The 26,284-nt window shown below is 69.4% G+C and carries 25 protein-coding genes and 2 pseudogenes; 13 read left to right on the forward strand and 14 right to left on the reverse strand.

Going from position 1 to position 26,284, the window contains the following annotated elements:
• Positions 1–28 precede the first annotated feature (28 nt).
• The 3 genes from ACQPXS_RS03630 to ACQPXS_RS03640 all read right to left on the reverse strand — a co-directional run bounded on the left by ACQPXS_RS03630 (position 29) and on the right by ACQPXS_RS03640 (position 2,598).
• Positions 29–373: a hypothetical protein gene (locus ACQPXS_RS03630; RefSeq protein ID WP_433446832.1), complete on the reverse strand. Its 345-nt coding sequence runs from the start codon at positions 371–373 to the stop codon at positions 29–31.
• A gap of 10 nt (positions 374–383) precedes the next feature.
• Entirely contained in the window at positions 384–1,958 is a 1,575-nt protein-coding gene (locus ACQPXS_RS03635; protein WP_433455690.1) for an IS200/IS605 family accessory protein TnpB-related protein, read from the reverse strand.
• 61 nt (positions 1,959–2,019) lie between these two features.
• The gene (locus ACQPXS_RS03640; protein WP_433446834.1) at positions 2,020–2,598 is read right to left on the reverse strand and encodes an IS607 family transposase; all 579 of its coding nucleotides are present in this window, start codon (positions 2,596–2,598) and stop codon (positions 2,020–2,022) included.
• A 306-nt stretch (positions 2,599–2,904) separates the two neighbouring features.
• Between ACQPXS_RS03640 and ACQPXS_RS03645 the strand changes: the two genes are divergently transcribed.
• Positions 2,905–3,108, forward strand: coding sequence for a hypothetical protein (locus ACQPXS_RS03645; RefSeq protein WP_356309141.1), 204 nt, complete (start codon positions 2,905–2,907; stop codon positions 3,106–3,108).
• Here the strand turns inward: ACQPXS_RS03645 and ACQPXS_RS03650 are convergent.
• The gene (locus tag ACQPXS_RS03650) at positions 3,071–3,490 is read right to left on the reverse strand and encodes a transposase (RefSeq protein WP_433446837.1); all 420 of its coding nucleotides are present in this window, start codon (positions 3,488–3,490) and stop codon (positions 3,071–3,073) included. The genes ACQPXS_RS03645 and ACQPXS_RS03650 overlap by 38 nt on opposite strands.
• A gap of 79 nt (positions 3,491–3,569) precedes the next feature.
• Entirely contained in the window at positions 3,570–4,154 is a 585-nt protein-coding gene (locus ACQPXS_RS03655) for a DinB family protein (protein ID WP_433446839.1), read from the reverse strand.
• 433 nt (positions 4,155–4,587) lie between these two features.
• Between ACQPXS_RS03655 and ACQPXS_RS03660 the strand changes: the two genes are divergently transcribed.
• Positions 4,588–5,244, forward strand: a complete 657-nt coding sequence (locus tag ACQPXS_RS03660) for a hypothetical protein (protein WP_433446841.1) — start codon at positions 4,588–4,590, stop codon at positions 5,242–5,244.
• Between the two features lie 12 nt (positions 5,245–5,256).
• Here the strand turns inward: ACQPXS_RS03660 and ACQPXS_RS03665 are convergent, their stop codons facing one another.
• Positions 5,257–6,024 carry a transposase gene (locus tag ACQPXS_RS03665; RefSeq protein ID WP_433446843.1) on the reverse strand — a complete coding sequence of 256 codons (768 nt, stop codon included), beginning with the start codon at positions 6,022–6,024 and terminating at the stop codon, positions 5,257–5,259.
• Positions 6,025–6,606: 582 nt separating this feature from the next.
• On the opposite strand from ACQPXS_RS03665, the gene ACQPXS_RS03670 reads away from it, so the two are divergent.
• Complete coding sequence (locus ACQPXS_RS03670; protein WP_433446845.1) at positions 6,607–6,828, forward strand: hypothetical protein; 222 nt, start codon at positions 6,607–6,609, stop codon at positions 6,826–6,828.
• A gap of 286 nt (positions 6,829–7,114) precedes the next feature.
• A complete protein-coding gene (locus tag ACQPXS_RS03675; RefSeq protein ID WP_433446847.1) occupies positions 7,115–8,755 on the forward strand; it encodes a CehA/McbA family metallohydrolase in 1,641 nt (546 codons plus the stop codon).
• 125 nt (positions 8,756–8,880) lie between these two features.
• Here ACQPXS_RS03675 and ACQPXS_RS03680 read toward each other — a convergent pair whose 3' ends face one another.
• On the reverse strand, positions 8,881–9,198 hold the full coding sequence (locus tag ACQPXS_RS03680; RefSeq protein WP_433446849.1) for a hypothetical protein: 318 nt from the start codon (positions 9,196–9,198) through the stop codon (positions 8,881–8,883).
• Positions 9,199–10,779: 1,581 nt separating this feature from the next.
• Between ACQPXS_RS03680 and ACQPXS_RS03685 the strand changes: the two genes are divergently transcribed.
• Positions 10,780–11,565 carry a pentapeptide repeat-containing protein gene (locus tag ACQPXS_RS03685; RefSeq protein WP_433455692.1) on the forward strand — a complete coding sequence of 262 codons (786 nt, stop codon included), beginning with the start codon at positions 10,780–10,782 and terminating at the stop codon, positions 11,563–11,565.
• 291 nt (positions 11,566–11,856) lie between these two features.
• Here the strand turns inward: ACQPXS_RS03685 and ACQPXS_RS03690 are convergent.
• The 4 genes and pseudogenes from ACQPXS_RS03690 to ACQPXS_RS03705 all read right to left on the reverse strand — a co-directional run.
• Positions 11,857–12,216 (reverse strand): annotated as a pseudogene (locus ACQPXS_RS03690) (hypothetical protein); the annotation flags it as partial.
• A gap of 7 nt (positions 12,217–12,223) precedes the next feature.
• Positions 12,224–13,540 carry an MFS transporter gene (locus tag ACQPXS_RS03695; RefSeq protein WP_433446851.1) on the reverse strand — a complete coding sequence of 439 codons (1,317 nt, stop codon included), beginning with the start codon at positions 13,538–13,540 and terminating at the stop codon, positions 12,224–12,226.
• Between the two features lie 303 nt (positions 13,541–13,843).
• On the reverse strand, positions 13,844–14,059 hold the full coding sequence (locus tag ACQPXS_RS03700; RefSeq protein ID WP_433446853.1) for a hypothetical protein: 216 nt from the start codon (positions 14,057–14,059) through the stop codon (positions 13,844–13,846).
• A pseudogene (locus ACQPXS_RS03705) lies at positions 14,056–14,256 on the reverse strand (DUF3556 domain-containing protein); the annotation flags it as partial. The gene ACQPXS_RS03700 and the pseudogene ACQPXS_RS03705, both read right to left, overlap by 4 nt.
• Positions 14,257–14,552: 296 nt before the next feature.
• On the opposite strand from ACQPXS_RS03705, the gene ACQPXS_RS03710 reads away from it, so the two are divergent.
• From ACQPXS_RS03710 to ACQPXS_RS03730, 5 genes are all read left to right on the forward strand, one after another.
• Entirely contained in the window at positions 14,553–15,350 is a 798-nt protein-coding gene (locus ACQPXS_RS03710; RefSeq protein WP_433446855.1) for a transglutaminase domain-containing protein, read from the forward strand.
• Between the two features lie 77 nt (positions 15,351–15,427).
• Positions 15,428–15,562 carry a hypothetical protein gene (locus tag ACQPXS_RS03715; RefSeq protein WP_433446857.1) on the forward strand — a complete coding sequence of 45 codons (135 nt, stop codon included), beginning with the start codon at positions 15,428–15,430 and terminating at the stop codon, positions 15,560–15,562.
• 11 nt (positions 15,563–15,573) lie between these two features.
• Positions 15,574–16,491, forward strand: a complete 918-nt coding sequence (locus tag ACQPXS_RS03720; RefSeq protein WP_433446859.1) for an aminoglycoside phosphotransferase family protein — start codon at positions 15,574–15,576, stop codon at positions 16,489–16,491.
• A gap of 70 nt (positions 16,492–16,561) precedes the next feature.
• Positions 16,562–17,176 (forward strand): dihydrofolate reductase family protein, encoded by a 615-nt coding sequence (locus ACQPXS_RS03725; RefSeq protein WP_433446861.1) that lies wholly within the window; start codon positions 16,562–16,564, stop codon positions 17,174–17,176.
• Between the two features lie 164 nt (positions 17,177–17,340).
• Positions 17,341–17,877, forward strand: coding sequence for a hypothetical protein (locus tag ACQPXS_RS03730; protein WP_433446863.1), 537 nt, complete (start codon positions 17,341–17,343; stop codon positions 17,875–17,877).
• A 57-nt stretch (positions 17,878–17,934) separates the two neighbouring features.
• Here the strand turns inward: ACQPXS_RS03730 and ACQPXS_RS03735 are convergent, their stop codons facing one another.
• Together ACQPXS_RS03735 and ACQPXS_RS03740 are read right to left on the reverse strand one after the other, a co-directional pair.
• Positions 17,935–19,677 carry a SpoIIE family protein phosphatase gene (locus ACQPXS_RS03735; RefSeq protein WP_433455694.1) on the reverse strand — a complete coding sequence of 581 codons (1,743 nt, stop codon included), beginning with the start codon at positions 19,675–19,677 and terminating at the stop codon, positions 17,935–17,937.
• A gap of 133 nt (positions 19,678–19,810) precedes the next feature.
• A complete protein-coding gene (locus ACQPXS_RS03740) occupies positions 19,811–20,869 on the reverse strand; it encodes a zinc-dependent alcohol dehydrogenase family protein (RefSeq protein WP_433446865.1) in 1,059 nt (352 codons plus the stop codon).
• A gap of 300 nt (positions 20,870–21,169) precedes the next feature.
• On the opposite strand from ACQPXS_RS03740, the gene ACQPXS_RS03745 reads away from it, so the two are divergent.
• Complete coding sequence (locus ACQPXS_RS03745) at positions 21,170–22,060, forward strand: LysR family transcriptional regulator (protein ID WP_433446867.1); 891 nt, start codon at positions 21,170–21,172, stop codon at positions 22,058–22,060.
• 115 nt (positions 22,061–22,175) lie between these two features.
• On the opposite strand, the gene ACQPXS_RS03750 is transcribed toward ACQPXS_RS03745, so the two are convergent.
• Positions 22,176–23,294 carry an FAD-dependent oxidoreductase gene (locus tag ACQPXS_RS03750; protein WP_433446869.1) on the reverse strand — a complete coding sequence of 373 codons (1,119 nt, stop codon included), beginning with the start codon at positions 23,292–23,294 and terminating at the stop codon, positions 22,176–22,178.
• Between the two features lie 53 nt (positions 23,295–23,347).
• Between ACQPXS_RS03750 and ACQPXS_RS03755 the strand changes: the two genes are divergently transcribed.
• Complete coding sequence (locus ACQPXS_RS03755) at positions 23,348–24,040, forward strand: TetR/AcrR family transcriptional regulator (RefSeq protein WP_433446871.1); 693 nt, start codon at positions 23,348–23,350, stop codon at positions 24,038–24,040.
• Positions 24,041–24,544: 504 nt separating this feature from the next.
• On the forward strand, positions 24,545–26,230 hold the full coding sequence (locus ACQPXS_RS03760; RefSeq protein ID WP_433446873.1) for a SpoIIE family protein phosphatase: 1,686 nt from the start codon (positions 24,545–24,547) through the stop codon (positions 26,228–26,230).
• Positions 26,231–26,284: the final 54 nt, after the last annotated feature.

Consider the following 26,284-nt stretch of genomic DNA (forward strand, 5'->3'; position numbering starts at 1 on the left):
TCGGCAGCCCGCACCTGCGCAGGCGGGCTCAGTCCCGGCTCGTCCCCGGTCGCGAGGCGCGCCAGACCAGGAGCGCGCCTGCGGCGCCGTACGCCACGAGCAGGACCCCGTTCCTGGCGTCGCGTCGCCGCTCAAGGGACTGGTAACTGCGCTGCTGCTCGTACGTTCGTGTCGCCACCGAGAGCGACCCGTCCAGCACCGAACACCTCACGTCCCCCGGCTGCATCGGGCCTGGGCGTTCCTCGCCGTCCGCGCCCGCGTTCTCTCCCGGACACACGACCTGCGCCGAAGCCGTCAGGGCACTGATGAAGCTCGCCGCTCCCCAAACCGCAGGCACGAGGAAGAACGCCAGGAGGACGACCCTGAACTTCACTGAACCGTTCCTAATCAGTGAGCAGGAGTGGGTCTTGGACCCATGTGTGGTCACTGCGGACATCCCGAACGGTTTTGGGTGTCCTGGTCGCCCGCTTTCGCTCCGCGTCCGGCTGCACGGATCGTGTCCGTGGTCCGGGGATGCGGGGGCGGGGTTCCTCACGCCCTGGGCCACTGCGTCCGGCCTGGATGGTCCGATGCCCGCCAGTATCGCTCTGGTGCTGGCGGGGCGGTGTCGTCCGTCGCCGGATCGGGTGTCCGAGGGCGCGTCGCCCGATCGCGATGCTCGCGGCATCGTGACGGGTCGTCTTGCGAGTCTTGCTGGTGAGAGGTTTGCGCCAGTGCTGGTCGCCCCACATCGACGTGTACGCGGGGTCGACCGCGACGATGGCCAGGTCCTGTTCGGCGGCCATCGACACCAGCCGGGCTTTGAGCTTGCCCGTGGGGATGCCGGAGATCAGCTGTCGGAAACGCTTCTTGCGGCCGTGCTTCTCCCGCGTCTTCTCCTGTGTGAAGTCCAGGTCTTCGATCGCAATGGCGGTCACGCCCGCACTCTTGGCCCAGTGCAGGAGACGGCTGATGGCGTGCCGGAGCTGCGCGTCACGGTGCGGGGCCGACCCGGTGAGGTCGTAGTGGAAGCGTTTGGGCTCGCCGACCGGGTTGCCGTGCACGTCCAGACGCCAGACGGCGAAGTGGTCGGCGTTGGTGTCCACGCCGACCGTTCCGGCGGCGCGGGCCGCCTCCAGCGGCATCGTCTTGACGACGGGGCGCTGCCAGGATGCGGTCAGGTACCAGCGCCCGCGCTGTACGTCGTAGTGGATGCGATAGGCCACAGCCCGGTTCGCCACGACGCGGTCGGCCCACTCCTGGCCCCGGTGCGCGAACTGCACGCGGGTAGCCAGGACATACCGGCCGTGCCTGCTGTTGGCTAGATCAGCGAGCGGCGCGGGCAGCTTGATGGAGACTTCGCCGTCCGGCGTGACGCGGATCGTCTCGTTCCCGAACCTTTTTCCGGACTCACCGTCAGCGGCGAGGAACCAGCGTTCGGCCTCCCAGCGCTCCCGCCACTGGGCTTCAGTGAGCTGGGCTGCTTCGAGGTTGTGCCGGGTGTTCAGCAGCCGCCTACCGCCGCGTACGACGTGCACGGTGCCCGCTTCGCGCTCATCACGAGCGGTGTTGAGACGGTGCTGGAGCGCGTGCAGGCGCCGGGACTTGGCGAACCACTCCTGCTTGGACCGGTAGCCACCCGGCACACGCTTGGTGCCCTTGGCTCCGATCGGCTGGGACAGGCGGTGCATCAGCGTGCGTACACCAGCTTCAAGGGACTGGATGTGGGCAAGCTGACAGCGGCGGGAGAGCGCCCACTGATCGTGCGTGGCTTTCGTGATCGATCCGGCCCAGCGGGACGACGACTCGGCGGTCAGGTCCCGTTTACGCGCAGCCCAGGTGTCGGCGGTGTGCTCCAAGCCGTCCCGGCAGCGGGCAGCCAGGTCAAGCGATGCCAGGCGTCCCAGGTGCTCACCCGCCAGGCGAAGAACTTCCTCGTCCTTGGGCGAGAGGTGCTTGAGCCGGTCGCGTATCGCCATACCGGACGGCCCGAGGGCGACGAACGGCGCATCGATCGGGCGAAGCTGCTGCTTCTTCGGCTCACTCACCGGCAGCCGCCGCTTCCAAAGCTTTCCTCGCCCGGTTCTTCGCCGACCGACGCCCATACAGGCGGGCGCAGAACGACGTCAGGACCTCGACCATGTCCCGCACCAGGTCGTCTTCGACTTCGCCGTCATCCAGCACGATCAGGCGACGCCCGGACGCTGACAGGGCAGCTTCGACGAGTTCGACGTTCATCCGGCCGAGCCGGTCTTTGTGCTCGACCACCACGGTGATCACGGCCGGATCAGCCAGTAGACGACGGGCTTTCGTGCGCGACCCGTTCATGCCTGATGCGATCTCGGATTCGATCCGCACGACCCGGTGACCGGCCTTCGCCGCCCATTCGGACAGCCGCGCCGTCTGGCGGGCCAAGTCGTCTTTCTGGTCGTGTGAGGAAACGCGTGCGTACAGCCCCACGCCACCGGACGCCGTCGTTGAGGAGTTCGCTTCGACGTTCACCAGGATCGTGCGCGACCCGACCCGTTCCGCCGGCACCGGCAGCGTGCCATCGCGGAACCAGCGATAGGCGGTGTGCGGGTGCACACCGTTCGCCTTCGCCCACTCCTTGAGGTTCATACCTCCAGAACCCTACACTCACTCAAAGGCATTAATAAGCACTAAAGTTAACTCGATCCGAAGCAGCTCAGCACCCCTTGGAGTCGGTGCGGGAAGCATTGAGCGGCGGCGAAGCGGATCACGGCACTAGGCTCCCCATCCCGCTAAAACGCGAGGCGTCCCCTGGCTAAGAGGCTCGTAACAGAATGAGCCGTTCGTGACCAGCCGGGTGTCCGGCTCCGTCCCTCTTTCCCGGGTGCGGCAACCTACCCATCGCCGACCGTTAGCCACTTGGATAGGCTCCGCGGGAACCCTTCAGGAGGTGTCATGGCGAAGGTCACCATCAGCCTGGACAGCGATTTGGCCATCGAAGTCATGCTGCTGGCCGGCACCAGGAGCCCGCAGGATGCCGTCGAGTTGATCGTCCGGGACTACCTGGCACGGAGTCACCGCACCGAGGCTCGTGCCGGTAACGCCGCCGACCAGGAGCGCCTCACCGACCGGCGGTCAGCGCCGGAAGAGGGCCGATGAGCACGTCAAGTGAGATCGGCGTGTCGGCTGGTGGTTGAAGGTCCTTCTGGGCAGGGTCCGGCGGGTGTCTATCGATCTTGTCGGAGGCCGCGTCGACGATCGCCGAGGTCCAGTCCACCTCGCCCCGGGCCCCGAGTTCGTCCAGCACCGCCCGGTGCAGCCGACGCCACAGGCCGGCCTGGGTCCATACCCTGAAGCGGCGATGCGCGGTGGCGGGCGACGTGCCGAACGCCGGCGGCAGATGCCGCCAGCCACAGCCGCTGGTCAGCGCGTACACCACCGCCGTGAACACGGCCCGCCCGTCACACGGAGCGGTCCCACCCACCTTGCGGACGAGCAGCGAACGACGGCAGCAACGGGGCGGCCGGCTCCCAGAGTTCATCAGGAACCAGACGCTTCGGCAGATCAGCACCGACGACCGGCATCATGCCGCACGAACATCAAGTCACGTGAGACAACCTCTAAGTCTTGATTGATGCGGCCGACCTGGCGGCCTGCTCGATCTTCGCGCAGTAGGCTGCACGGGCTTCCTCGTCGATCTGCTTCTCGTATTCGGGGCGCACCCCGGTCCGGCCATCGAGGCCCTCACGCAGGATGTCGGCGTGCCCGGCATGCCGGTTGGACTCGCCGAGGACATGGACCACGACGGCGAACAGGTTCGTGTTGGGATAAGGCTCCGGCCACCACGGCACGTGGCCGGGGGCGTCGAGGGGAAGCTCGTTGATCGTCGCGTCCGAGTGTTCCCACGTGCGCCGATAAAACCCGATGATCTGATCGCGGGTCTCGTCCTCGGCCGCCCACAGATCGCTGCCGTCGTAGTCCTGCCACCGGCACAGCGGTTCCGGGGAAGGGCGGTCGAAGACCTCGCCGAAGTACCTGGCCTCGACGGTGGCCACGTGTTTGACCAGGCCGAGGAGGTTGGTCCCGGTCGCTGTCAAAGGTCGGCGGGCGTCGTATTCGGACAAGCCGTCGAGTTTCCAGAGCAGCGCCTTGCGGTCCCGCCGCAGTCTCCCGTGCAGGTTGTCTTTCGCGAATTCATCGATCATGCGGCATGAGCCTGCCATGGGCTGCTCGTGGTCTCAAGATCCCGTAGGTGGTCCGCAACGACCGGCAGAGCCGAGGCCTTTGCCATGGCCGCCGCCCTGACCTGCTACAAGAAGCTCGCGAAACTTGCCACGTGAGACCACCTCTAAGTGGTCGGCGGCGTAAATCCTTCGGGGGTCGTTCGCGCTGCCTGTGCGACAGAGGATTCGTCGTGGTGATCGGCGGTGTGCTGGTCGGGCCTGGCCAGTAGATAGTCCATGTCGGAGGTGGTGAACCTCCGCTGGAACGGCTGTGCCGTGGCGTTGTAGTGGTCTTCGAAGACTCGGAGCCGGTCCCTGAACTAAGGGCTGTCCCGCAATGGCGAGGCAGCGATGGTACGAGCCGTTGATGGGGTAGGGCATGAGGGGCCAGGAGCTGGCCGTCTACCCTCGTGTCGTGGAGAAGTCCTGGGAGCCGCCGAATAGCACCGATGCCCTGGTGAGGGCGTTCCCGTCCCGACTTGCTGGTGACGTCCGGAGCGTTCTTGCAGTCGTACCGGAGGGCAGGCTCTCATCAGCGGACCCGTTCCAGGTCGAGGTGTGGGGTGAGACCGTCACCATCCCCTCGCGGATCTATCACGATGAGCCGAACGCCGACGTGGTGCGTTCACTGTCCGGGATCCAGCAGGTGATCTTGCACTGCCTGTACTCCCGGCACTGCGATGGCAGGGTCCGTCAGCGTCACCTCGAACAGATCGTGAGGCTGGACGAGGCGTGGGTGGTCCCGTTCGTCGTGCAGCTGGCCGGTGAGTACGTGGTGGAGATCCTTGAGTCGATCTACCGAGGGCTGCCCGGACTCGGTGTCCCGGACTCGGTCCAGCGCGGACTCTATGGGGAGTTCATCGCTCGGAATCCTGTGTTCTTCGCCCGCGTGGAACGACGTGTGGTGAGCTACTGGTCCTGCTACTACCGCTGGAAATACCCGGACTTCGGCACGTATCCGGGAGGCTTGCTGGCGGAAGCGTTTCGGGCTGCCGCCTCGGAGCGGGTAGGCGCACCATGGCCCCGCCACACACCGGCCCCACTGATGAACACAGGCGGACAGACGACCTGAGCCCTCCACCGTCTATCCGGTAAGGACGAGGTTGTGCAGGCGGGCGATGCCGAGCATCGCGTGATGGACGCCGGAACCTTTGAGCCGGCAGTCGCGCAAGATCTTCCAGCCCTTCATACGGGCGAAGGCGTGCTCGACCCGGGCGCGCACCTGCTTGTGGGACTTGTTGTGGGCTTCCTTCCACGCGGGCAGTTCCTCGCCCCTGCGGCGGCGGTGGGGCATCACGAGTCCGGTTCCGGGGTAGCCGCCGTCGGCGATCGTCAGCGTCCTGCCCACGGCAGCCTTCGCTCCGGACTCCGCCCACGCTTTGCAGTCGTTGCGGTTGCCTGGCAGGGGTTGGCCGACCACGACGATCAGGCGGGTGTCGGCATCGATGACGACTTGGTGGTTGGTGGAGTACCGATAGTTCTTCGACTGCTCGGCCACCGTGTGGTCGCGGGTGGGTACCAGGGTGCCATCCACAATGAGCACCGCGTCCTTCGCGAAGCGGAGCCGGGGCTGCAATGCGAGGAGCGGACCGAGCTGATCGATGATCCGGTCGGCTGCGGACTTTGAGATCCCGAACAGCAGGGCCAGCTGGCGCATCGTCAAGTTCGTGCGCCAGTAGGCCGTGACCAGCAGCACCCGATCCTCCAGCGGCAGACTCCAGGGCCGACCCCGGCGCACCCCATCGCCGGCCTCGCGGCGCAGCGCCGTCACCAACTTGCGGAAGCAGCGCGGACTCAGGCCGGTGAACGGGCCTATCCAGGACGGCTCGGATGCCGTGATCACACCAGCCACATCGAGATCATCTCACTCGTGGCCAGCCGTTACGGGACAGCCCTTAGGTGAGGTCGGTGAAGTCGTTGGGTGAGAGGGCCTTGCGCTGGACGGCAGTGAAGTAGATCTCGAACTTCGTTGAGCCAGGAGGCGTGCACGGGGGTGTGGACCATGACCGTGTTCGGGAACGCCGTGGTGAGCCGGTCGGCCGCCTTCTGACCGGGATGGGACGAGCCGTTCTTCAGGAGCGGTGCTGCCAGGGCTTGAGCGCGTCCTGGGCCGGCCAGCGACGCGCGGTCGACGCCGACATGAGCGGGGCGATGCCCCGCCCGGCGGCCTCGCGGGCCAGTTCCGGGCACGACCAGCGTGAGAGCCGTACTTCACACTCGGCAGGCAGCCGACAGGCCACGCCTTGACCTCGGCGGCCTGTAGCGGTGTCAATGCGGCGGGACACCGCAGCGTTGACGGCCTTTCAGCCCGGGCAAGGCCCGCCTGGGCGAACCGGCCACGCCAGTGGCGCACGGTGTCCAAATGCAGCCCCGACTCCCGGACGATGCATGCGTTGGAGCGCCCACGCGCGGCGTGCAGCACCACCCCGAACAGATGCGTCTGCCCCACGGCGGAACCGCCGGCACCTGGGGCTTCGGCCTCTACCTCGCGAGCACCGATGAGTACCAAGACGCCATCCTGCCCACCCGCGGCATCGCCGGCACTGCCGAAGACACCCTCGACTGCACCTGCGGCCCCCACCTCACCGACCCCGGCATCTCACCCCGCACCACACGGGCCTGGGCCGGGCAGCCCGGCTTTCGGCTGGTCAAGTAGCGCAGGCGGATCCGCGGTGGGGGGGTGATGCGGTGATCCGGAGCATGCGGCGGGTTGCCTGATCATGCGGCCAGAGCGGGTCTGCTCCCCCAGCGCATCCCTTCGAGTCGACCGGTCGGCTCCGCGCAGCGCTTCCGAGGCACGTGACCGGCGCGCGGAAGGCAGCCCGACGCTCGCGTGCCGCAAACCCTTCAGTCCGGTATCACCCGCCGTCCACCAAACCGGATCAGGGTCTGAGGGCTTCCGGTGCATGCATCGTGCACCCACCGACCTTGCTGAGGACGACATGTGCCTTGACGGACACTGCGAACACAACGCGGATTCCCTCGCACCCGACGCCGCGCACGGCGACGACTCGGGTGCTGGACTGGGACGGCGGCGGCTGCTTGCCGCGGGGGTGGCCGGGGCTGCCGCCCTGACCCTCGCCCCGGTCTCCTTCGCGCAGGCCGCCGACGGCTCCTCCGGCGGCACCCCGCCGGCCGGTGCCGAGGTCACCCGCGTCATCACCGGGTTCCTGGAGACCGGGGCCGCGGACTTCGTCTACCTGCCCGTCGAGGTGCCCGAGGGCGTGCAGAAGATCGCCGTCTCGTACTCCTACGACAAGCCGGCCGTCCCTGCCGGCACGCCGGGCAACTCCTGCGACATCGGCGTGTTCGACGAGCGGGGCATCGCGCTCGGCGGCCGTGGTTTCCGCGGCTGGTCGGGGGGCTTCCGCACCTCGTTCGAGATCTCCAACAGTGACGCCACGCCTGGGTACCTGCCCGGCCCGGTCGGCGCCGGCACCTGGCACGTCGTGCTCGGGCCGTACCAGGTGGCGCCTCAGGGCATGAACTACCGGGTCCAGGTGACCCTGACCTACGGCGAGCCCGGTCCCGCCCACGTGAACAAGTACCCGCCGCAGCGGGCCAAGGGGCGCGGCCGTGACTGGTACCGCGGCGACTGCCACCTGCACACCGTCTACTCCGACGGCAAGCGCCTGCCGAGTGAGGTCGCGGCCGGCGCCCGTGCCGCCGGGCTGGACTTCATCGTCTCCACCGACCACAACACCCCGGCATCGCACGGCGTGTGGGGCGAGTACGCCGGCTCGGACCTGCTGATCATCACGGGTGAGGAGGTCACCACCCGCAACGGGCACTGGCTGGCCCTCGGACTGCCGCCCGGCGAGTGGATCGACTGGCGCTACCGCTCGCGCGACGACGCCTTCGGCCGCTTCGCGCGCCAGGTGCGCCGCGGCGGCGGCCTCGTGGTCCCCGCGCACATGTACTGCGCGTACGTGGCCTGCCAGTGGAAGTTCGGTTTCGACGATGCCGACGCCACCGAGGTGTGGACCGGCCCGTGGACCTACGACGACGAGCACGCGGTCAGCACCTGGGACCAGAAGCTCGGCGAGGCCGTCCGCACCGGCAAGCGCTGGCTGCCGGCCATGGGCAACAGCGACGCGCACAGCGATCCCCAGGTCATCGGCCTGCCGCACAACGTGGTGTACGCGGACGACCTGGCCACCGACTCGATCATGGACGGTATCCGAGCGGGCCGTAACTGGATCGCGGAGTCGCCCTCCGTCCAGCTGACGCTCACCGCCAGCGGCAACGGCGTGCAAGCCGGCATCGGCGAGACGCTCACCGTGCCCGCCGACGCTCCGGTGGATGTCCGGCTCGACGTCCAGGGCGTGCCCCACGGCACCGTCCGCTTCATCACCGACGAGGGCCAGATGCACCAGGAATCGGTGGACGCCTCCGGCTCCGGCACGGTGGTGTGGCGGACGACCGCTTCGCTCGCCGCCTACGTGCGCGCCGAGGTGCGCCACCCGATGGCGGACGGCAGCCCGGGGCAGGGCAACACCATGGGGGACGCTCTGCTGTTCGGTCCCATGGCCGCCCTGACCAACCCCATCTTCCTGACGACGACGTCGGCTCCGCGCGGCTGACGAGGGCTTGTTCCCCCACGCCGGCGAGATTCCTCGTCTCGCCGGCGTACGTCAGGATGTGCGCGGAAAAACGCCTCGACTCGCTCTCCGGACGAGCGGGCTTCGTCGCACAGGGTTTGTGCGGGTCAGGCGCTGTCCAGCCGAATGAGTTCGTCGTGCAGTCTGCGGACGGTGCCGGCATTGTCGCCGAACTGGTTGATGGCCGGGGCGCCGCGGAAGGTGGGGGCGTATCCGTGCTTGAGGAAATTGGCGAACGAGCCACTGGCGCTGAGGTCGACGAAGAAGTGCCGGTCGGGCGTGGTGAACCCGGACGCCATCGTCCCCAGACGAGTGGCGAGCATGTAGAGGGGAAGCCGCGGGGTCGCGGGAGTGACGTTCGCGGCCAGGGAGAGGCAGTCCGGCCTGATCGTGTCGAGGAGGGCGGAGTGGAGGGCGTGCCGCATGGGCAGCCGGACCGTGACCACGCCTTCGGCGTCCAGGGCCTGCTGGAGGTCGGCGAGGGGGATGTCGGCGCCAGCACATCGACTCGTACCAGCGGGCGGAGCCGGAGATCTGATCGGCGAGGTCGAAGCCGGCGAGGTGGAGGGCGAACTCCTGCTGCATGCCCGTCATGCAGCGTGAGCGGAAGGCGGCGCTCACTTTCAGCGGGATGAAGCCGGCGCCCGCCTCGGTGTAGACGGCGCGCAATTCGGGGGCGTGGATCTCGTCGTGCTCGCCGGAGGGGATGCACTGCTTGCGGGAGTTGATGTTGGCGATGTCGACGGGGGCCATGGCGCCCTTGGGGGCCTGGCTCATCAGCTCGCCGCGCTTGGCGACGAGCCTGAGGCCGGTGGCGAAGTCGAAGGGCCCGGCGGCGAACAGCCGGCACCCCGGTCGACCGCCAGGTCGCCAAGGTCACGGTGAACGCCGGCAAGGCGCTGGAGTGGATCGGGCACTCGGTGACAGAGGCGCGGCCCGCTATCGACGCCGACGACATCGTCGAGGCGGCCATGCTCAGCGTCGTCTCCACCGGCGGCGCGGTCCTCAGGGGCGCCCCCCGGCGCCCGGACCCGGGCCTGCTGGAGGCGGTGTCGCGTTCGGTGCTCGCCGAGGCCGAGGCGTTCTCCGCGCTCGACGTGCTGGCGGCGATGGAGGCCCAGGACCGCGTGACCCGACCGTGGGGCGCTTCTTCCTCGACCACGACCTGCTGGTCACCCCGGCACTGGCCGCCCTTGCGGCACCACACGGGACACTGGCCTACGACGTCCCCAGCCAGAGCGCTCGGCCCTGGCTGCGCCGTGTCTTCGCCTACGGGCCCTTCACGGCCGCGATCAACGTCACCGGCCACCCCGCGATCGGTCTTCCCTTGCAGCACAGCCAGCAGGGCCTGCGCAGGGCCTGCCCATCGGCGTCCAACTCGTCGCCGCCCACGGGGGAGAGGGTCTGCTGCTCCAGGTGTCCGCCCAGTTGGAACAAGCGGTGCCGTGGCAGGACCGGCAGCCGCCGGTCTACGTCGACTGACGGCGCCCGGATCCCGGCGCCTGGGCCGACCCGGCCGGGGCGCCGGACGTCCGCGGCACCGGCCGCCGCCGAACGGGGCAACGCATGCCGTCTGCGAGAATGGGAGGCATTCTCGCAGAGCCGCGGTACGCGGTGGTCATCGCCCAACAGGAGCACGCACGGTGTCGGCACAGCACGGAACCCCCTCCTCCTCCGGGGGGCGCAAGCGTCCCGGAGCAGGCGAGGACCTCCAGCAGCCCTCCTCCGCGGGAGGACGCCAGCGGTCCCTTGCCGCCGACGGGCAGGGGCGTGCGTCCCAGGGGGGCGAGCGCAAGCGGGTGTCCGCGGCGCAGGGCCGTAACCGTGCCGCGTCCACGGACCAGGGCCCGGAGCGCGCCGGCGTCGGCCAGGACCGCAAGGCGCAGCAGGCCGGGAAAGGCTCGCGGAACCGGAAGAACCGGCCGGACCAAAGGAGCCAGGACCGCAGGGCGTCCCGCGACCGCAATGCACCCCGGAGCCGCGGAGCCTCCCAGGACCGCAAGGACCTGCAGGCCGACTGCGCCAGCTGTTTCGGCCTGTGCTGCGTGGCCCTGCCCTTCGCCCGCTCCGCGGACTTCGCCGTCGACAAGGCGGCCGGGCAGCCGTGCTCGAACCTCCAGTCGGACTTCCGCTGCGGCATCCACGCGCAACTGCGTGAGAAGGGCTACCCCGGCTGCACCGTTTTCGACTGCTTCGGCGCCGGGCAGAAGGTGTCCCAGGTCACCTTCGGCGGCACCGACTGGCGTCAGGCGCCGAAGACGGCGCGCCCCATGTTCGCGGTCTTCCCGGTGATGCGGCAGCTGCACGAACTGCTCTGGTACGTCACCGAGGCCCTCGATCTCGCACCGGCCCGCCCCGTCCACAAGGAGTTGCGGCGGGCGCTGGCCCACATCGACGGCCTGACCCACGGCAGCGCCGAGTCGATCACCGGGCTCGACGTGAACGCGCTGCGTGGCGAGGTCAACACGCTGCTGCTGCGGGCCAGCGAGCTGGCCCGGGCCCAGGTCCCGGGCCGCAAGAAGAACCACCGCGGAGCCGACCTGATCGGCGCGAAACTGACCGGCGCCGACCTCAGGGGGGCGAGCCTGCGCGGCGCCCTGCTCGTCGCCGCCGATCTCAGCGGGGCCGATCTGCGCGACGCCGACCTGATCGGGGCCGACCTGCGCGACGCCGACCTCAGCGGAGCCGACCTCACCGGCGCTCTGTTCCTCACCCAGGCACAGCTGAACGCCGCCAAGGGAGACACGGCGACCGAACTGCCTCCCACACTCAGCCGACCCGCTCACTGGTAGGACCGCGGGAATCACCACGGCGGTCACCACCAGCCCGTGACGGACCCGCCACCGCCCGTCGAAGCCGTCCAGGCACACCTCGCCCACGACCAGCCCGGGCACCTTCAGGACCACGGTGAACGTGCCGTGCTCCGGATCGGGTCTGATCACGCACCGGCCGAAGTCGAGCCGCTCCAGCCCGGACCGCTCCTCTGGCAGCGGGATCAACTCGCGTACGTCCTCGGCGACGGGTCCCTGGGGCTCCCCGTCCACGCCGAGTGCCGCGACGGACGTGCCGCGCGCGACGGCATCCGCCTGGTATCCCGCGCAGTGGGTCATGCTGCTGACGATGCCCTCGGACCAGCGCGGTGCCCGGCGGGCCCACTCCGGGCCGCTCGCACCGGGCGCGAGCGGCCGAGGCGCCACACCGAGCCGCGCCAGCACCCTCCGCGCGCACAGCCGGACCAGCCGAACTCCCACCTGCGCTGCTCCACCGCACCGGCGATGGCCTCGGCCTCCTGGAGAAACAACTCGACCCCGTCGACGGCGTCGTACAACTCGGCAACGGCGGCATCCGCGGGCAGCAGGCCTACCGACCGAGCGTGAGACCGTACGGCGGCAGATCGGACGGATCCACGCGGCGGCGGACTGGCTCGAAAGGGCCGTCGACACGGCGAGTTCACCCTGGCCGAGCAGCCCGCGCCTTCGCCCCCGAGCCCTGCGGCAGCGAGCTCTCCGTCCTGTCGTGGGGAGAACTGCTGCCGTCCATCTGTCTCCAGGCCGGGAAGATGACGGGGCACAGCGTGGCGAACAGATACACACCGCCAACGGCCAGCAGCGCCGAGGGCAGGCCGACCGCATCCACGAGGCAGCCCGCGGCCAGTCCGCCCAGCGGAGTGACCGACTGGAACGAGGCTGTTGTCGCACTGAGCACACGGCTGCGCAGTTCCTCCGGCACCGTCTCGTACGTCACCGTGGCCATGATGGGGTTGAGTACACCGCAGGCGAGACCCTCCACCGCCATCATCACCGCCAGCGGCGCGAAAGTGTCGGTGAAGGCCGCCGCCACGAAGCGCGGCAGGCCCACGATGAGAAGCGCGACCGTGAACACGGGCCACCTCCGAAAGCGGCTGCCGACCGCGCCGTAGACCAGCACCCCGATGAGCGCGCAGACTCCGAACGTCGCGTCCAGCGGGCCGAGATCGACGGAACCACCGAGTTCCTCGCGGGCGTGCACGGGGAGGAGTACGGCACTCCAGCCCTGGTCGAGGCCCCTGGTCATCAGCGTCATCAGGCACAGGCTCATCAGCAGCGGCGTGGCCGCCACGAAGCGATACTCCTCCCCCAGTTCGCGACGGTAGGCACGCAACGACGTCGGCTCGGTCCGCCGTTGCGCCTGCGCCTCGGGCAGGCCGCGCACCCCGAAGGCGAACAGCGGCGCGGACACGGCGAAGGTCGCGGCATCCACCAACAGGACGTTCTCGGCTCCGAGAACGGCGATCAGCACGCCTCCGAGTGCCGATCCGGTCAGCGCTGCACAACGTGACGCGCCGTCATGCGGCCCGGCGGCCCTGGTCAGTGGCATTCCGGCGCGTTCGGCGAGTGTGGGCAACAGCACGCCGCGGGCCGTTTCACCCGGCGCACGGAACGGCCCGGTCACGGCCATCAGCAGGCACAGCATCCAGAAATGCAGGACGCCGGCGAACTGCGGCAGCGGGATCGCCGCAACGGCGCTTCCGCAGGCGAGGTCCGATATGACGGCCACCCGCCGCCGCCCGATCCGGTCGATGACCGGACCGCCGACAAGCGCGGCGAGCACCACGGGCAGCAGCGTGCAGAACGCGACGATCCCGGCCCTGGCGGCACTGCCCGTGCTCTGCAGCACGAACCACGGCACGCCCGTGCTCGTGAGGCAATTCCCGGAGATCGAAACGAGGTTGGCGGCAAGGACCGTCGTCAGCGGACGGCCGTCACCCGGCAAGGAGTGTTCGGGCACTACGGTGGTCTCCTATGGGGGGAAGCGCCCACCGCGAACGAAGCGAGTCAGCCGGTGGGCGAAGCGAAGTGGTCAGCGTCTGGCGCGCACGGCAAAGCGCGCCGCAGAGACTGGGCGTTCACGAGCAGCGCCTCCGACACTTCGCCGGGATGACCACCGGCACCTCCACGCTTTGTCACCTCCGTTGCCGGTCCTCCGCAACGACGATTCGTTTCCTAGACACCTCCGCGCAACAGGACCCGCCGGAGCCGACAGCAGCCCGTAACTGCCCGCCCGGCGAGCCGTTGTGCCATGCCGCCGGCGTCAGCGGTGCGCGAGATGGCGCAGGGCGCGCCGTGCGGCGTGGGCGCCGCACATGCCGTGGGCGCCGGGGCCGGGCGGGGTCCGCCTCACCGGAGCGGGTGCCGCCGCCGATCTCGTCAGCGGCCTCCAGCAACGTGACCGACACCCCCTGGGGGCGAGGGTGATGGCGGCGGCGAGCCCGTTCAGCCCGCCGCCGACCACGACGGCGTTGGTCACACGGGTGCCTCCTCGCCGGTCTGAGCCCGGGGGCCAAGGCGGTGCTGGGGGTGGTCGGCGGGGTGCCGCCAGGTCACGGTCACCGGCCCCGGCCCGTTCGGGATCGAGGGCTGCTCCTCGGTCAGGTGCCGCACGTTCCATTTGCCGCGTTCGACCACGCCGAGGACGGCGTCCATTACGAAGTACTCCTGTGTCGGGCGGTGGAGGGCTGGGACTCACCCACACCACCACGAACTCCCCCGGCTCGAGCCGCCGCTGCTCGACCTCCAACTGGCCCTCATCGCCTGCCACTGGCTGGGCCAAGCGGTCCTGCCCGCGGCCGAGACCAGCTGAGTCCGTTCACAGCATGCGAACCAGGGCGGCGAGAGCCCTGGCAGCGGGTTCGGTGGCTCGCGGCCACGGGATCAGCCCGGCCTCACAGTTGAACGCGTTCAAATTTCCTGTCACGATACGTCTCGCCACCTGGAGAGGGCTGGACGAGAGGATCACGATCATGACGAGCTCGCTCCTCACGCCGCGAGGCCGTGTCCGCATGCCCACGGCCGCAACGGGAACCGTGGCGGGGAGCACGGACCCGACGCGGATCCTCGACTGGCACCATCCGAACGTTTCCGCATTGCTCCGACGGATCGACATCCCGGCGGACTCGGAGGACGCCTCAAGTCCCGCCGACCGGATAGCGGTGCTGCGCCAGGCTCACCGATGGATCGCCGCAGTTGTGCAGCCGGTGTACTCGGTCCAGGACGAGCGGCCCGTGTCGGCGGTGCTTCGCTGTCGCCGCGGCTCGTGCAGTCAACGCCTGGCGGTACTGGAAGCCGTGGCGCGGGCATCCGGGGTGGCCACGCGGGTGCGTGGCCTGCTGGTGGACGGGAGGTTCTGGTATCCGCGCTTCCCCCGCTTCCATCGGCTCGTCCCGCACCAAGTGGTCCTCGCGTGGCCCGAGTTCCGCCTTGACGGGCTGTCACCGACCGAACACCTCACCGCGCCCTGGTTGACGGTCTCGGAACTCTTCGGTGGTCTCGACGAGCTGAGCGAAGGCAGCGGTGGTGGCTTCACCAACGCCGGCGCGGAGACGCTCTTCGAGGCGTTGTCCAGGACAGCGATCGACTGGGACGGCGCGACCGCCTGCCCGGCCGCCGGCGCCGCGTGCGATCTCTCGGGCTACGTTCTGGCGGACCTCGGTCACTTCGACTCGCGTGACGAGCTCTTCGCCCGGCACGGCCAAACCCTCTGCGGGATGGCAAGACTTCTCACCGAGCCCATCCTGAGTCGCCGTTCGGCAGGCGTCTAGGACATGGCGCCAGGCCATCGTGTACCCAGCCGGATGACCAGAGCCTCAACCGTGGCTGTCGGTCTTCTCCGGATCGAATGTCCGATGCCACGGCGGCGCTGGTACTCGCGGGCGGCACGAGCCGTGCCGTAGGCCTGATGGGCACCGTGGATCGGCGGTTGCCGGCCCTGGCGGGGACCGGGCGTCACCAGCGCCGGATCACCGTCGACTAGCGTGGCCCCGCATGACCCGTACCGAGATCGAGATCACCGCAGAGCTGATCCGGGATCTGCTGCGCGACCAGCACCCCGACCTGGCCGACCGTCCGTTGAGCCTTGGCGCGCGCGGCTGGGACAACCAGCTGTGGCGGCTCGGCGACGACCTCGCCGTGCGGCTGCCCTGGGCGACCCAGTCCGCGGACGATCTGCTGCGCAAGGAGCACGCGTGGCTGCCCGCACTCGCCCCGCACCTGCCGCTGCCGGTCCCCGTCCCGCAGCGCCTCGGTGAGCCCTCCGCCCGGTTCCCGCGGCCCTGGATCATCATCACCTGGGTGCAGGGCGAGCCCGCGGACCGATCTCCCGTCACGCGCGCTGGGGAGGCGGCCGACGCCCTGGCCGCCTTCCTCACCGCCCTCCATCGACCTGCCCCGCCCGGGGCGCCCGCCGGCCGTTACCACCCAGGGCTGCTGGCCGATCGTGCCGAGGGGTTCGCCGGGCAGCTCGCCTCGGTCACCGAGATGGGGCTGGTCCCCGACCCGGATGCCGTCCGCGCCGTATGGGAGGACGCCGCCGCCGCGCCCGGCTGGGCGGGCCCTCCACTGTGGCTCCACGGCGACCTGCATCCGGCCAACGTCCTCACCGCGGACGGAACGTTCTGCGGCGTGATCGACTTCGGCGACCTCTGCGCGGGCGATCCTGCCTGCGACCTCGCTGCCGCGTGGCTCCTGCTGCCGGACGGCGCCGCCGACCGTTTCTATGCCGCATACGAGCCGACCCCGGACGCAACGACCCTGCGCCGCGCCCGCGGCTGGGCGGTACTCAAAGCCCTCGCCTGCCTCCTCATCGGGGAGGCCGGCGTCCACGGCCGCCCTGGCGGCAAGCCCACCTGGGGTCCACCCGCCCGCGCCGCGCTGGCACGCCTGACCGCAACGACCCACCGCTGATCACAGCCTCGACCTCGCTTCCTGCTTGAGCGAGCGATGAGTTCGGGCGGCCGGTCGGGTCTGCCCTGGCATGACGCGAATCATCGCCGACATCTCGGTCTCCCTCGACGGCTTCGTCACCGGACCCGACCCCGGCCCGGACAACGGGCTGGGCACCGGCGGCGAGGCCCTGCACACCTGGGCGTTTTCCGACGACCCCGATGACCGCCGGGTCCTGCGCGAGGCGACCGCCCGCTCAGGCGCCGTCATCCTCGGCCGCAAGCTCTTCGACATGGTCGACGGGCCGAACGGATGGGACGACACGACCGGCTACGGCGCCGGTGAGGTCGGCAAGCCCGCGTTCGTCGTCGTGACGAGCTCGCCGCCGGAGTCCGTACGGCTCACCGACCTCGACTGGACGTTCGTCACCACGGGTCTGTCCGACGCCCTCACCGCCGCGCGCGAGCGCGCCGAGGCGGCATCGTCGGACAGCGGCAGGGACCTTGACGTCGTCCTCATGGGCGGCGGCGCCACCATCGGCTCGGCGCTCGCCGCCGGGCTGGTCGACACGCTGACGCTGCACCTGGCGCCCGTCGTACTGGGCGCCGGAACGCCACTTTTCACCGGCGGGGTGCCGCGCACGCTGGTGCAGCGGAGCGTGACGTCGACGTCGACCGCGACGCACCTGACCTACGACGTCCTCTGACGACGGCGTAGGGGAACTTCACATGATCCTGAGCGTGCGCTGACGAAGTTTGAGTGGTGCAGGGCGCCTTCGGCCGATCCCCGGGAGTCGTCGGACCCTGGCACCATCGGCGGGTTACTGTACGGACACGCCGCGCTCCCCACGGTCAGCCGAGGAGGAAACCTGTGCCATCGCCCTGCGACCCCCAGCACGCTCCCGTCGGGGATGTCGGCGCAGCGCTCATGATGATCGACTCTCGACTCAAAGCCATTTACGACGAAAGGACCGAGACCGATCCCGAACAACAAGCGCTGACCGACCAGTTCGCCGCGTCCTTGGGCCCCAGCGGAGTCGACGACATGCTGGACGGCGCGTGCACACTCATCTACATGTTCATGCAGTGGCTGCGGATGGCCTACGAGGACCATGACAAGGACGTCATCGAGTGCGTGGTGCCCAACCTCGTGGCCACATTGCGCATGATGCCCAAGAGCGTGCGTCCCGAGGCCATCCCCACCATGGCCGGCCTGCTCATCGCTGCGGGCACCGGCCTGAGCCCCAGCCTGTGGCGCAAGCAGTACGGATTCTGGACCACCGACGAGATGAACCCCCTGGAAGCCACCGCCTTCCTGCTCGCGGAACACATCAACAGGCTCACCGACGACCGCGACTTCGCCACCCGCCTGATCACCGAGGCTCTGTCCAATGCGGACGACCACTGAGCGTCTGATGCTCGCTGAGCGTCCGGTGTTCGGACACGCTGCTCGACGGGGACGGCGCTACGGCGGCCGCTGAGGAGTGGCTTCGGTGTTGAGTGCTTGTTCGGCCCAGATGGTCTTGCCTTGGTTGGTGTAGCGCACACCCCAGCGCTGCGCGCAGTCGGCCACGAGGAACAACCCGCGTCCTCCTTCGTCCGTGGCACTCGCCCGGCGGATGTACGGAGAGGTACTGCTGCCGTCGGACACTTCGCAGATCAGGGTCCGGTCGTAGACCAGCCGCAGTTGCATCGGCTCGCGGCCGTAGCGGATGGCGTTGGTGACGAGTTCGCTCGCAATCAGCTCCGTGGTGAAGTCAAGGCTCCCCAGGTCCCACTGTTCGAGCTGGTGGAGAACGAGGGACCGAATGCCGGCGACGGCGGCTGGGTCCCCTGGCAGCTCCCAGGCGACCACTCGGCCGCCGCTGAGCACGCGTGTCCGAACGACCAGGAGCGCCAGATCGTCCTCAGCCTCCAGGAGCGGCGTCATGGAGTCGACGGTGACCCGCCCGACCTCCTTGATCGACGGGCCGCTTTGATGCACGGCCCTGCCGAGCAGCCCGGCAATGGCACCGTCCGTGCCGCATGCCCGCACCAGACCGCCGGTGTAGAACAGGAGGGTGCTGCCTTCGGCGAGCTCCAGGTCAAGCGACTCGAAGACCGGCTCGCCCCTGCCCAAGGGTCTGTTGCCGGGGAGCTCGGGGACGTGGACAGATCCGTCCGGATCGGCGACCGCGGGCGGGGGGTGGCCGGCGCTCGCCATGACACACCGGCGCGCGATGGGGTCGTACACCGCGTAGAGGTACGTCGCGCCGACCAGTCGTTCCACAAACGGCAGAGACCACTTGTTGTCCTGGCCCGCGGTAAAGCGCGACACGATGTCATCCAGCCGAGCAAGTACTTCCCCAGGTGCGAGATCCAGCTCCGCCAGGGCGCGGACGGCGGCACCGATCAGTCCGATGCACACGGTGGCCTGCATGCCGGAGGCCGGCACATCGGAGACCACCAGAGCGACACGCGCACTGGGCAGCGGGATCACATCAGCCCAGGAGCCATTCACACCCGTGCCACCACGCGCGGGCACGTACGAGCGAGTGATGCAGGCCGCGCTGTGGTCGGGTGCATCAGCGGGCTCCATGCGACTTCTCAAGGCACCCGCGGCGATGCGCTCGCGGTGGTGAAGCCAGTCTTGGACCGCCGTCGGCAGCGAAACGGCAGTCACCAGGATCACCGTCCCCTCGCTGCCAGGCACGACCGATGTCACGGGATAGGCCGCGAGTGTGACGGGCACAGGATGCCCCTGCCGATGCGTGAGGACGGCAGCATGCCCGAGAGCACCGTCCTCAAAGGCGGACGACAGCTGCTGGGGAGCGTCCCAGGGAATCACCGGCCAAAGCTCGGCGACCGGCCGGCCTACGACCTCGGCCGTCTCGTAGCCCAACAGACGCTCGGCCATCGGACTCCACGCAGACACCAGTCCTCGGGCGTCCACCACGAACGCAGCCGGGCCGCCGGAGAAGTCCGGGGTATGGACGGAGGCTGACCCATGCGGGGTGCCCATCTCAACGACCTCGCCGTGCGAGGGAACTCGTACATGACGACGATACGCCGTCGCCGAGTCCGGCACCCTGCGGTTGTCCCGGTGCAGCTGGACCGTCGTGGCGGCGTGCTGTTCAACGCGCGGCGGCCCCGGTTCGGGAGCCGTGCCTCCCACCTCTCCCGCGGCACGTGCACGTGGGACACCGTGCGGAGCCGGATCGCGGCGCATGATGGCGATGACCTGGGCGACGTCAGTGTCTCCTCCGCCGGCCAGCGCAGCCGCTGCTGGAGCGACTGGCTCGGTGGCGGTGGCGGTCAACAGGCCGCCCGGTGGCAGGCTCCGGTATGCCAGATACCGCGTGCTACCTGTTGTCGCTGTGCCGGCCGTCTTCGAAGACGAGGAGTGGCTTGGCGCCACGTGCGGGTGTTTCGGCGAGCGAGACGGCTTCGGCGAAGCGTTCGAGCGGGAACGGCCGGCCCTGGGGAATGGTCAGCACTCCATCAGCGACGAGAGCGCGGACCTCGGACAGCGCCTCCCGCACATCCGCAGGTGAGGCGGCGCCGAACCAGCGGTTCAGCCAGAAGCCACGGACTGCTTTGGTCTCGTAGATGACCGAGCGTGCCTGCAGCGGGATCGTCAGCGCTGCCGGGTCGGTCTGGCGATGGGTCGAGAGAGCCCCGTAGACCACGAGCTCTCCTCCCGGAGCCAGTGCCTGGGACACCTGGGCACCCACCTGGCCCGCGACACAGTCGATGGCCTTGTGGACGCCAGCCGGTCCTGCGATCTCAGCCACACGCTGCAACAGATCCTCGTCCTCAGTACAAATGACCTCGTCACCGCCAAGCGCGATGATCTCCTCAACAGCATCGCGCCGTCGCACGACGTTGATCGTCGGGATACCAAGACGCCTGGCCAGCTGAATGACGAGCCGGCCTACGGTGCCGCCCGCTGCCGTCTGCAACAACCATTCACCCGGCTGTACGTCGAGTTCGCGTGTCACGAGTAGCAGAGCGGTCAACGGGTTGACCGCGAGTTGGCAGGCGTCGGAGTCGCTCAGATGATCGGGGACCGGCAGGAGCCTTTGTGTATCGGCAACAAGGTATTCCTGCCAAGTGCCGGCGACATGCGGCCCGGGTACTGCCGGGATTGCGACGTTCACCACGCGCTCGCCGATCTTCAGTCCCTCGGTATTCGGGCCCAGGGCCTCAATACGGCCCACGCATTCCATGTTCCCCCCCACAGCGGGAAAATCGGGGGAGAAACCGTAGCGACCGCGCAGCACGTGCAGATCACTGGCGTGAACCGGAGCCGCCTTCACGCGGATCAACGCCTGACCGGCCCCTGGCGTCGGAACAGGTCGGGATTCCAGCCGCAGGACATCGGCAGGCTCGCCGACTTTTCCGGCTACGAGCGCGCGCATTGATTGAGGCATGAGTGACCTTTCGTCTTCTGGACAGGAATGATGCTGGTGCCGGAATCCTCGTCGGCGCCCAGGCTCCGGACCCTTCCTCTACTCTGAGATCATGAATCCGCTATTTCGGGATCGGCAGTGATCGTAGATATCCCGGTAGAAGGCGATCCCGGCCGCTTTTCCGCCTCCTGTACAGGTTGTTCTTCCAACAGAATCGCCGGACGGATCGGGCGCTGTCCAACGAAAGTCAGAGACTGTCGCCATCTCTCTGAGAGATACCTTGGAGGCTTGCCGAGGGATACTCGGAGGGTGGAACTGCGCCAGCTCGAGTACTTCGTCGCCGTCGCCGAAGAAGCGAACTTCACCCGTGCCGCCGCACGGCTGCACGTGGTCCAGTCCGCGGTCTCCACTACGATCAAGAACCTCGAGCGAGAACTCGGCGCGCCGCTGCTGGAACGCACCCCCAGACGCGTGCTGCTCACCGATGCCGGTGCTGCACTGCTCCCCCGTGCCCATGCCGCTCTCGACGCCACCCGGGAAGCCGCGGACGCGGTGGCCGAGGTCCGCGGCGGACTGCGCGGCACACTGCGGCTGGGCGCGATAACCACGGTTGGGCTCATCGACCTTCCCGTGTTCCTCGGTGAATTCCACCGGCGTCATCCCGGCGTGTTCCTGCAGACCAGCGCCGCCGCGTCCGGCTCCCAGGGCCTGGTCGAGGCCCTGCTCGAACGGCGGCTCGACCTCGCCTTCGTCTCGGGGAACGGATCGCACCCGACAGGCGTCACGCTGACCGACCTCGCCACCTCGGTGCTCGACCTCGTCGTACCGGCCGGCCATCCGCTCGCGAAACGCCGCACCGTGTCGATCAGCGAACTGGCCGGCCTGGACTTCGTCGACTTCCCCCTGGGCTACAGCAACCGGACCGTCGCCGACCGCGCCTTCGCTGCCGCCTCCGTCCCCCATCGCGTCGCCATCGAGATCACCGACCTCACCACCGGCGTGGCCTACGTCCGAAACGGCCTGGGCGTGGCCCTGCTGCCACGGGTCGCTCTCGGCAAGGGGCAGGACGTAGCCACGCTGACCGTCGACGACGCCGATCTGGAATGGCGGTTCTCCCTGGCCGCTCCGTCCGAACGCACGCCTGGTGCCCCGGCACGTGCCATGATCGCGATGGCACACGAATTCCTCTGGCGAGGGTGAGCATCGCCTCCAAGGGCTCGCTGGCTCGCCTTGCAGTTGCGGGCTGAGAGCTCCGTTCGGTGCAGACATCCAAGCCGTGGCACGACGTCGGTGCTGGTGCTCTCGCGCTTGGCGGTCAGGATGGCTGGACTTGGTCGAAGTGGGCGAGGGCTTCGGCGGGGTCCGGGCTCACGAGGCGTTCCAGACCGGCCGTCGTGATCTTCGCCCACCGGCCGGCCCGTGCCCACATCTGTTCCTCGAAGGCGCGGACGGCCTCGTCGAGATCTCCGGAGCCGGTGGCGATGGACTCGGCGAGTTCGGCGCCTTCCAGCATCGCGAGGTTCGCGCCCGCCCCCAATGGGGGCATCAGATGGGCGGCGTCGCCCAGCAGCGTCACCCCGGGAACGTGGGTCCAGGTGTGGGACACGGGCAGGACGTAGAAGGGGCGGTGGACGAAAGCGGTGCCGTGTCGCAGGAGGTCGAGGACGGGAGCGGCCCAGCCGTCGAACAGGGCCAGCAGGCTCGATCGCACGGCCTCGACGTCGGCCACGTCCAGCTTCGTGTGCCAGTCCAGCGGCGCGCGGAACTTGGCGTACACCTTGACGTGCCCGCCGCTGTTGCGCTGGGCGACGAGGGAGCGGTTCACGCCGTACACAGACACGGAACCGTCGCCGATCAACCGGGCGAGGTCAGGGTGGCGGGTGTCGACGTCGTCGAGAGAGGTCTCGACCGAGGTGACGCCGGTGTAGTGCGGCGTCGCCGAAGAGACTGCCGGGCGAACCCGGGACCAGGCGCCGTCCGCGCCGATGACGAGGTCGAACGTCTCCTGTCGCCCGTCCGCGAAATGGACAAGTACGCCATCCCGGGTCCCCGGCACCACCTGCGTCACGCTCCGGCCCCACTGGACGTCGAGAGGGCCGAGCAGCAGGTCGCGGAGTTGCCCGCGGTCGATCTCGGGGTTGGCCCGGTCATCTGGACGGGGGCGCCAGTCGCGCAGGACGGTCCCGTCCGCGTCCAGGATGCGCATGGCCTGCCCCTCGGGGCGAGACAGCCCCTGGAACTCCGCCAGCAGCCCCGCCTTGTCCAGCGCGAGCTGGCCCAGCCCTTCGTGCAGGTCCAGCGTGCCGCCCGGGGGACGGGCGTCGGGAGCGGGATCGCGTTCGAGGACGGCGACGGGGTATCCATGGCGGTGCAGGACACGGGCGAAGGTAAGGCCGGCAGGACCGCCGCCGACCACTGCGATGCGATGTCTCATGTCGATACACTGTATTGATTCGTGACGATGTATCGCAACAGTACAGTGGGACCATGACTGTCTGGGACCGGCCGGAGCCGCCGGCTCGCCCCGTGCCGCTCGACCGGGCGCGGATCGTCGCCGCCGCCATCGCGCTGGCCGACGAGGGCGGGCTGGAGGCGGTGTCGTTGCGCAAGGTGGCCGCCCGGCTGAACGCCGGCCCGATGCGGCTGTACGGATACATCTCCACCAAGGAGGAGCTGTTCGACCTCATGGTGGACGAGGTCCAGGCCGAGATTCTCCCCGAGGAGCAGCCCGGTGACTGGCGGGAGGCGCTGCGTATCCTCGCCCACCGCACCAGGCAGGCCGCTCTCCGTCACGAATGGCTGGCCGACCTGCTCGGCGCCCGCCCGACCCTGGGCCCGAACGGCCTCGCCGTGACCGAGGCCACGCTGGCCGCCCTCGACGGCCTCGCCGACGTCGACACCGTCATGCGCGCCGTGGAGACTGTCAGCGCCTACTTCACTGGCGCGATCAGGCGCGAGATCGCGAACCTGCGGGCCGAGCGTGTCACGGGCCTGTCCAAGCGCGACTGGCAGCGCGCCTCCGGCCCGCATGTGACGAGGATGCTGGCCACGGGCCGCTTCCCGGCACTGGCCAAGGCGGTGTACGACGGCACGGACGTGGATGCCGAGGCATCCTTCGCGACCGGCCTGGACTGGGTCCTCGACGCCGTGGCCGTCAAACTCACCCGCCCGCCGGCGTGACGCTTTGCTCTTGCGCGGCGAGTACCGCGGTTGCCCGGTTCATCGTGCCCGGCTGACGTGTCCCGCGGGGCCCTTTGGGCCTTGAGGGAGAGGCCGCGCTCGACTCGCCAGATCGGTTGGTGTTCGGGGGCGATGATGCTGTTACTGCAGTGTGCGGGAGGCTCGAAGCGGCCCAATCCCGATGCCGTGCGGCGTCACCGACGACCTCCCCCCGTCCGGCCGCGCAGGCCGATGAGACTTTCCCTGCCGCATCAAGCCCCGGCTGCGCTCCGCTCCCCCGGGCGCGCTTCCCGGCTCCGCTGACGGCGGCGCTTTCGCCCTCCGGCCCGCTCCGCTCGCGCTGCGCCGACGCTCGCCCACATAGGGGGAGGCGCGCAATCAGCCGTTGAGCGTGTCTGCAAGAAGCAGGGCGCCGTGCACACCTGCAAGCATCACCCGTGTCCCAAGGGGAACCCCGTATGTGGGCGTGGCCAGCACATTTGCTTCGGTGAGGGGAGGCAGGCCGTGACGGGCGACAGTGACTCTCAGGAGGCGGTTGCCAAGGCTCTGCACGCCCTCGGAACGGGTGCTTACCTGGCGGACGAGCAGGGGGCGATCGTCGCCGTCAACACCCGCTGCGTAGAACTCCTGGGCCGTTCCGCCCCGGATCTGGTCGGCCAGGACGCCCACGACCTGCTGCATCGCAACAGCTGTGGGGAACCGGTACCGAGGGCCCAGTGCCGGATGAGGGAGAGCATCCTGGCCGGGCGCACGGAGCAGGGCGACGACATGTGGCTCGAGCGCGGCGATGGCACGCTGCTGCCGGTGGAGTGGCTGGCCACTCCCTGCGACATCGGCACCCGCCCGTCGCCCACGCTCGTCCTCTTTCACTCCGCTGGACGCTCCGAGCGGCCCGCCCAGCGGCCACCGGCCGGCGGGCGTCTGTCGGAACTGGAACGGCTCACGCTGCTCGCCGAGACGACCACCCTGCTCACCTCCACCTTGGACATCCACGAGGCGTTGCGCCGTCTGATCGGCCTTGTCGTGCCCCGCCTCGCCGACTGGGCCGTCATCGATCTGATCGGTGAGCGCGACGATGTGTGGCGCTTCGCCGTCGCTCATGCCGAGGGCGGCACCGTCGTTTTCCGTGAGGACCTCCAGGGGCCCATGCCACCCGTGCCGCAGGAGTCCTCGATGCCACTGTCCCGCGCCCTGCGCGGCGTCGCGTCCTCCCTCGCCGGGCCGGAGACCTATCAGGGCCCGCCCGATTCCGGCATCGCGCTGGAACAACGGCGCCTGTTCGAGACGACCGGCATGCACTCGGCAGTCCTGGTCCCCATCCGCAGCCTGCACGCGGTACTGGGCGCCCTCACCCTCGGGCGCGCCGACCAGCCCGAACGGTTCACCGGTAGTGACATCGTCCTGCTGGAGGACATAGCCCGCCGCGCCAGCCTCGCCCTGGAGAACGCCCACCTCTACCAGCGCCAGCGCAAGGTCGCCGAGACCATGCAGCGTCATCTGCTGCCGAAGCTCCCGCGCACCGCCCACCGCGGCATGACCGCCCGCTACCTGGCCGCGCCGGACGCCTCTGAGGTCGGCGGCGACTGGTACGACGCGTTCACCTTGCCGGACGGCGCCACCGCCCTCGCCATCGGCGACGTCGTCGGTCACGACCTGGACGCGGCGGCCGGCATGGCCCAGCTGCGCAACATGCTCCGCGCGTACGCCCTTTCCCAGCAGAGGCCGCCGAGCAAGATCGTCGAATGGCTCGACGAGGCGATCCTGGACATCGCGGAGGTCTCCATGGCCACGATGATCTTCGCTCGCATGACGGAGAACGACGCAGGCCAGTGCGAGCTGTGCTGGACCAATGCGGGCCATCCACCTCCGCTGCTCGTCACCCACGAGGGTGCGGCCCGCTATCTGACCGACGGCCACGGGATCCTGCTGGGCGTCGCTCCCGAACAGGTCCGCCCCGACGCCACGGTGCAACTGCCGCCCGAAGCGACCCTGGTCCTCTACACCGATGGCCTCATCGAGTCCCCCGGCCACGTCCTGGACGAGGGCCTGAACCGTCTACGCCGGCATGCCGCCTCCCTGGCCCACCACACTCTGGAGTCCTTCACGGATCACCTGCTGGCACGGACGCGCCCACCGGACAACGACGACGACGTGGCCCTGCTGGCCGTACGGCACATGCCATCCTGCTGATCAACAGGCTCGTGCAGGCGTGCCCCCGCGTGCCCGAAGCGGCGAGCACTGACG

It is taken from the genome of Streptomyces sp. CA-142005 (assembly GCF_050942335.1).
Classification (GTDB): Bacteria; Actinomycetota; Actinomycetes; order Streptomycetales; family Streptomycetaceae; genus Streptomyces.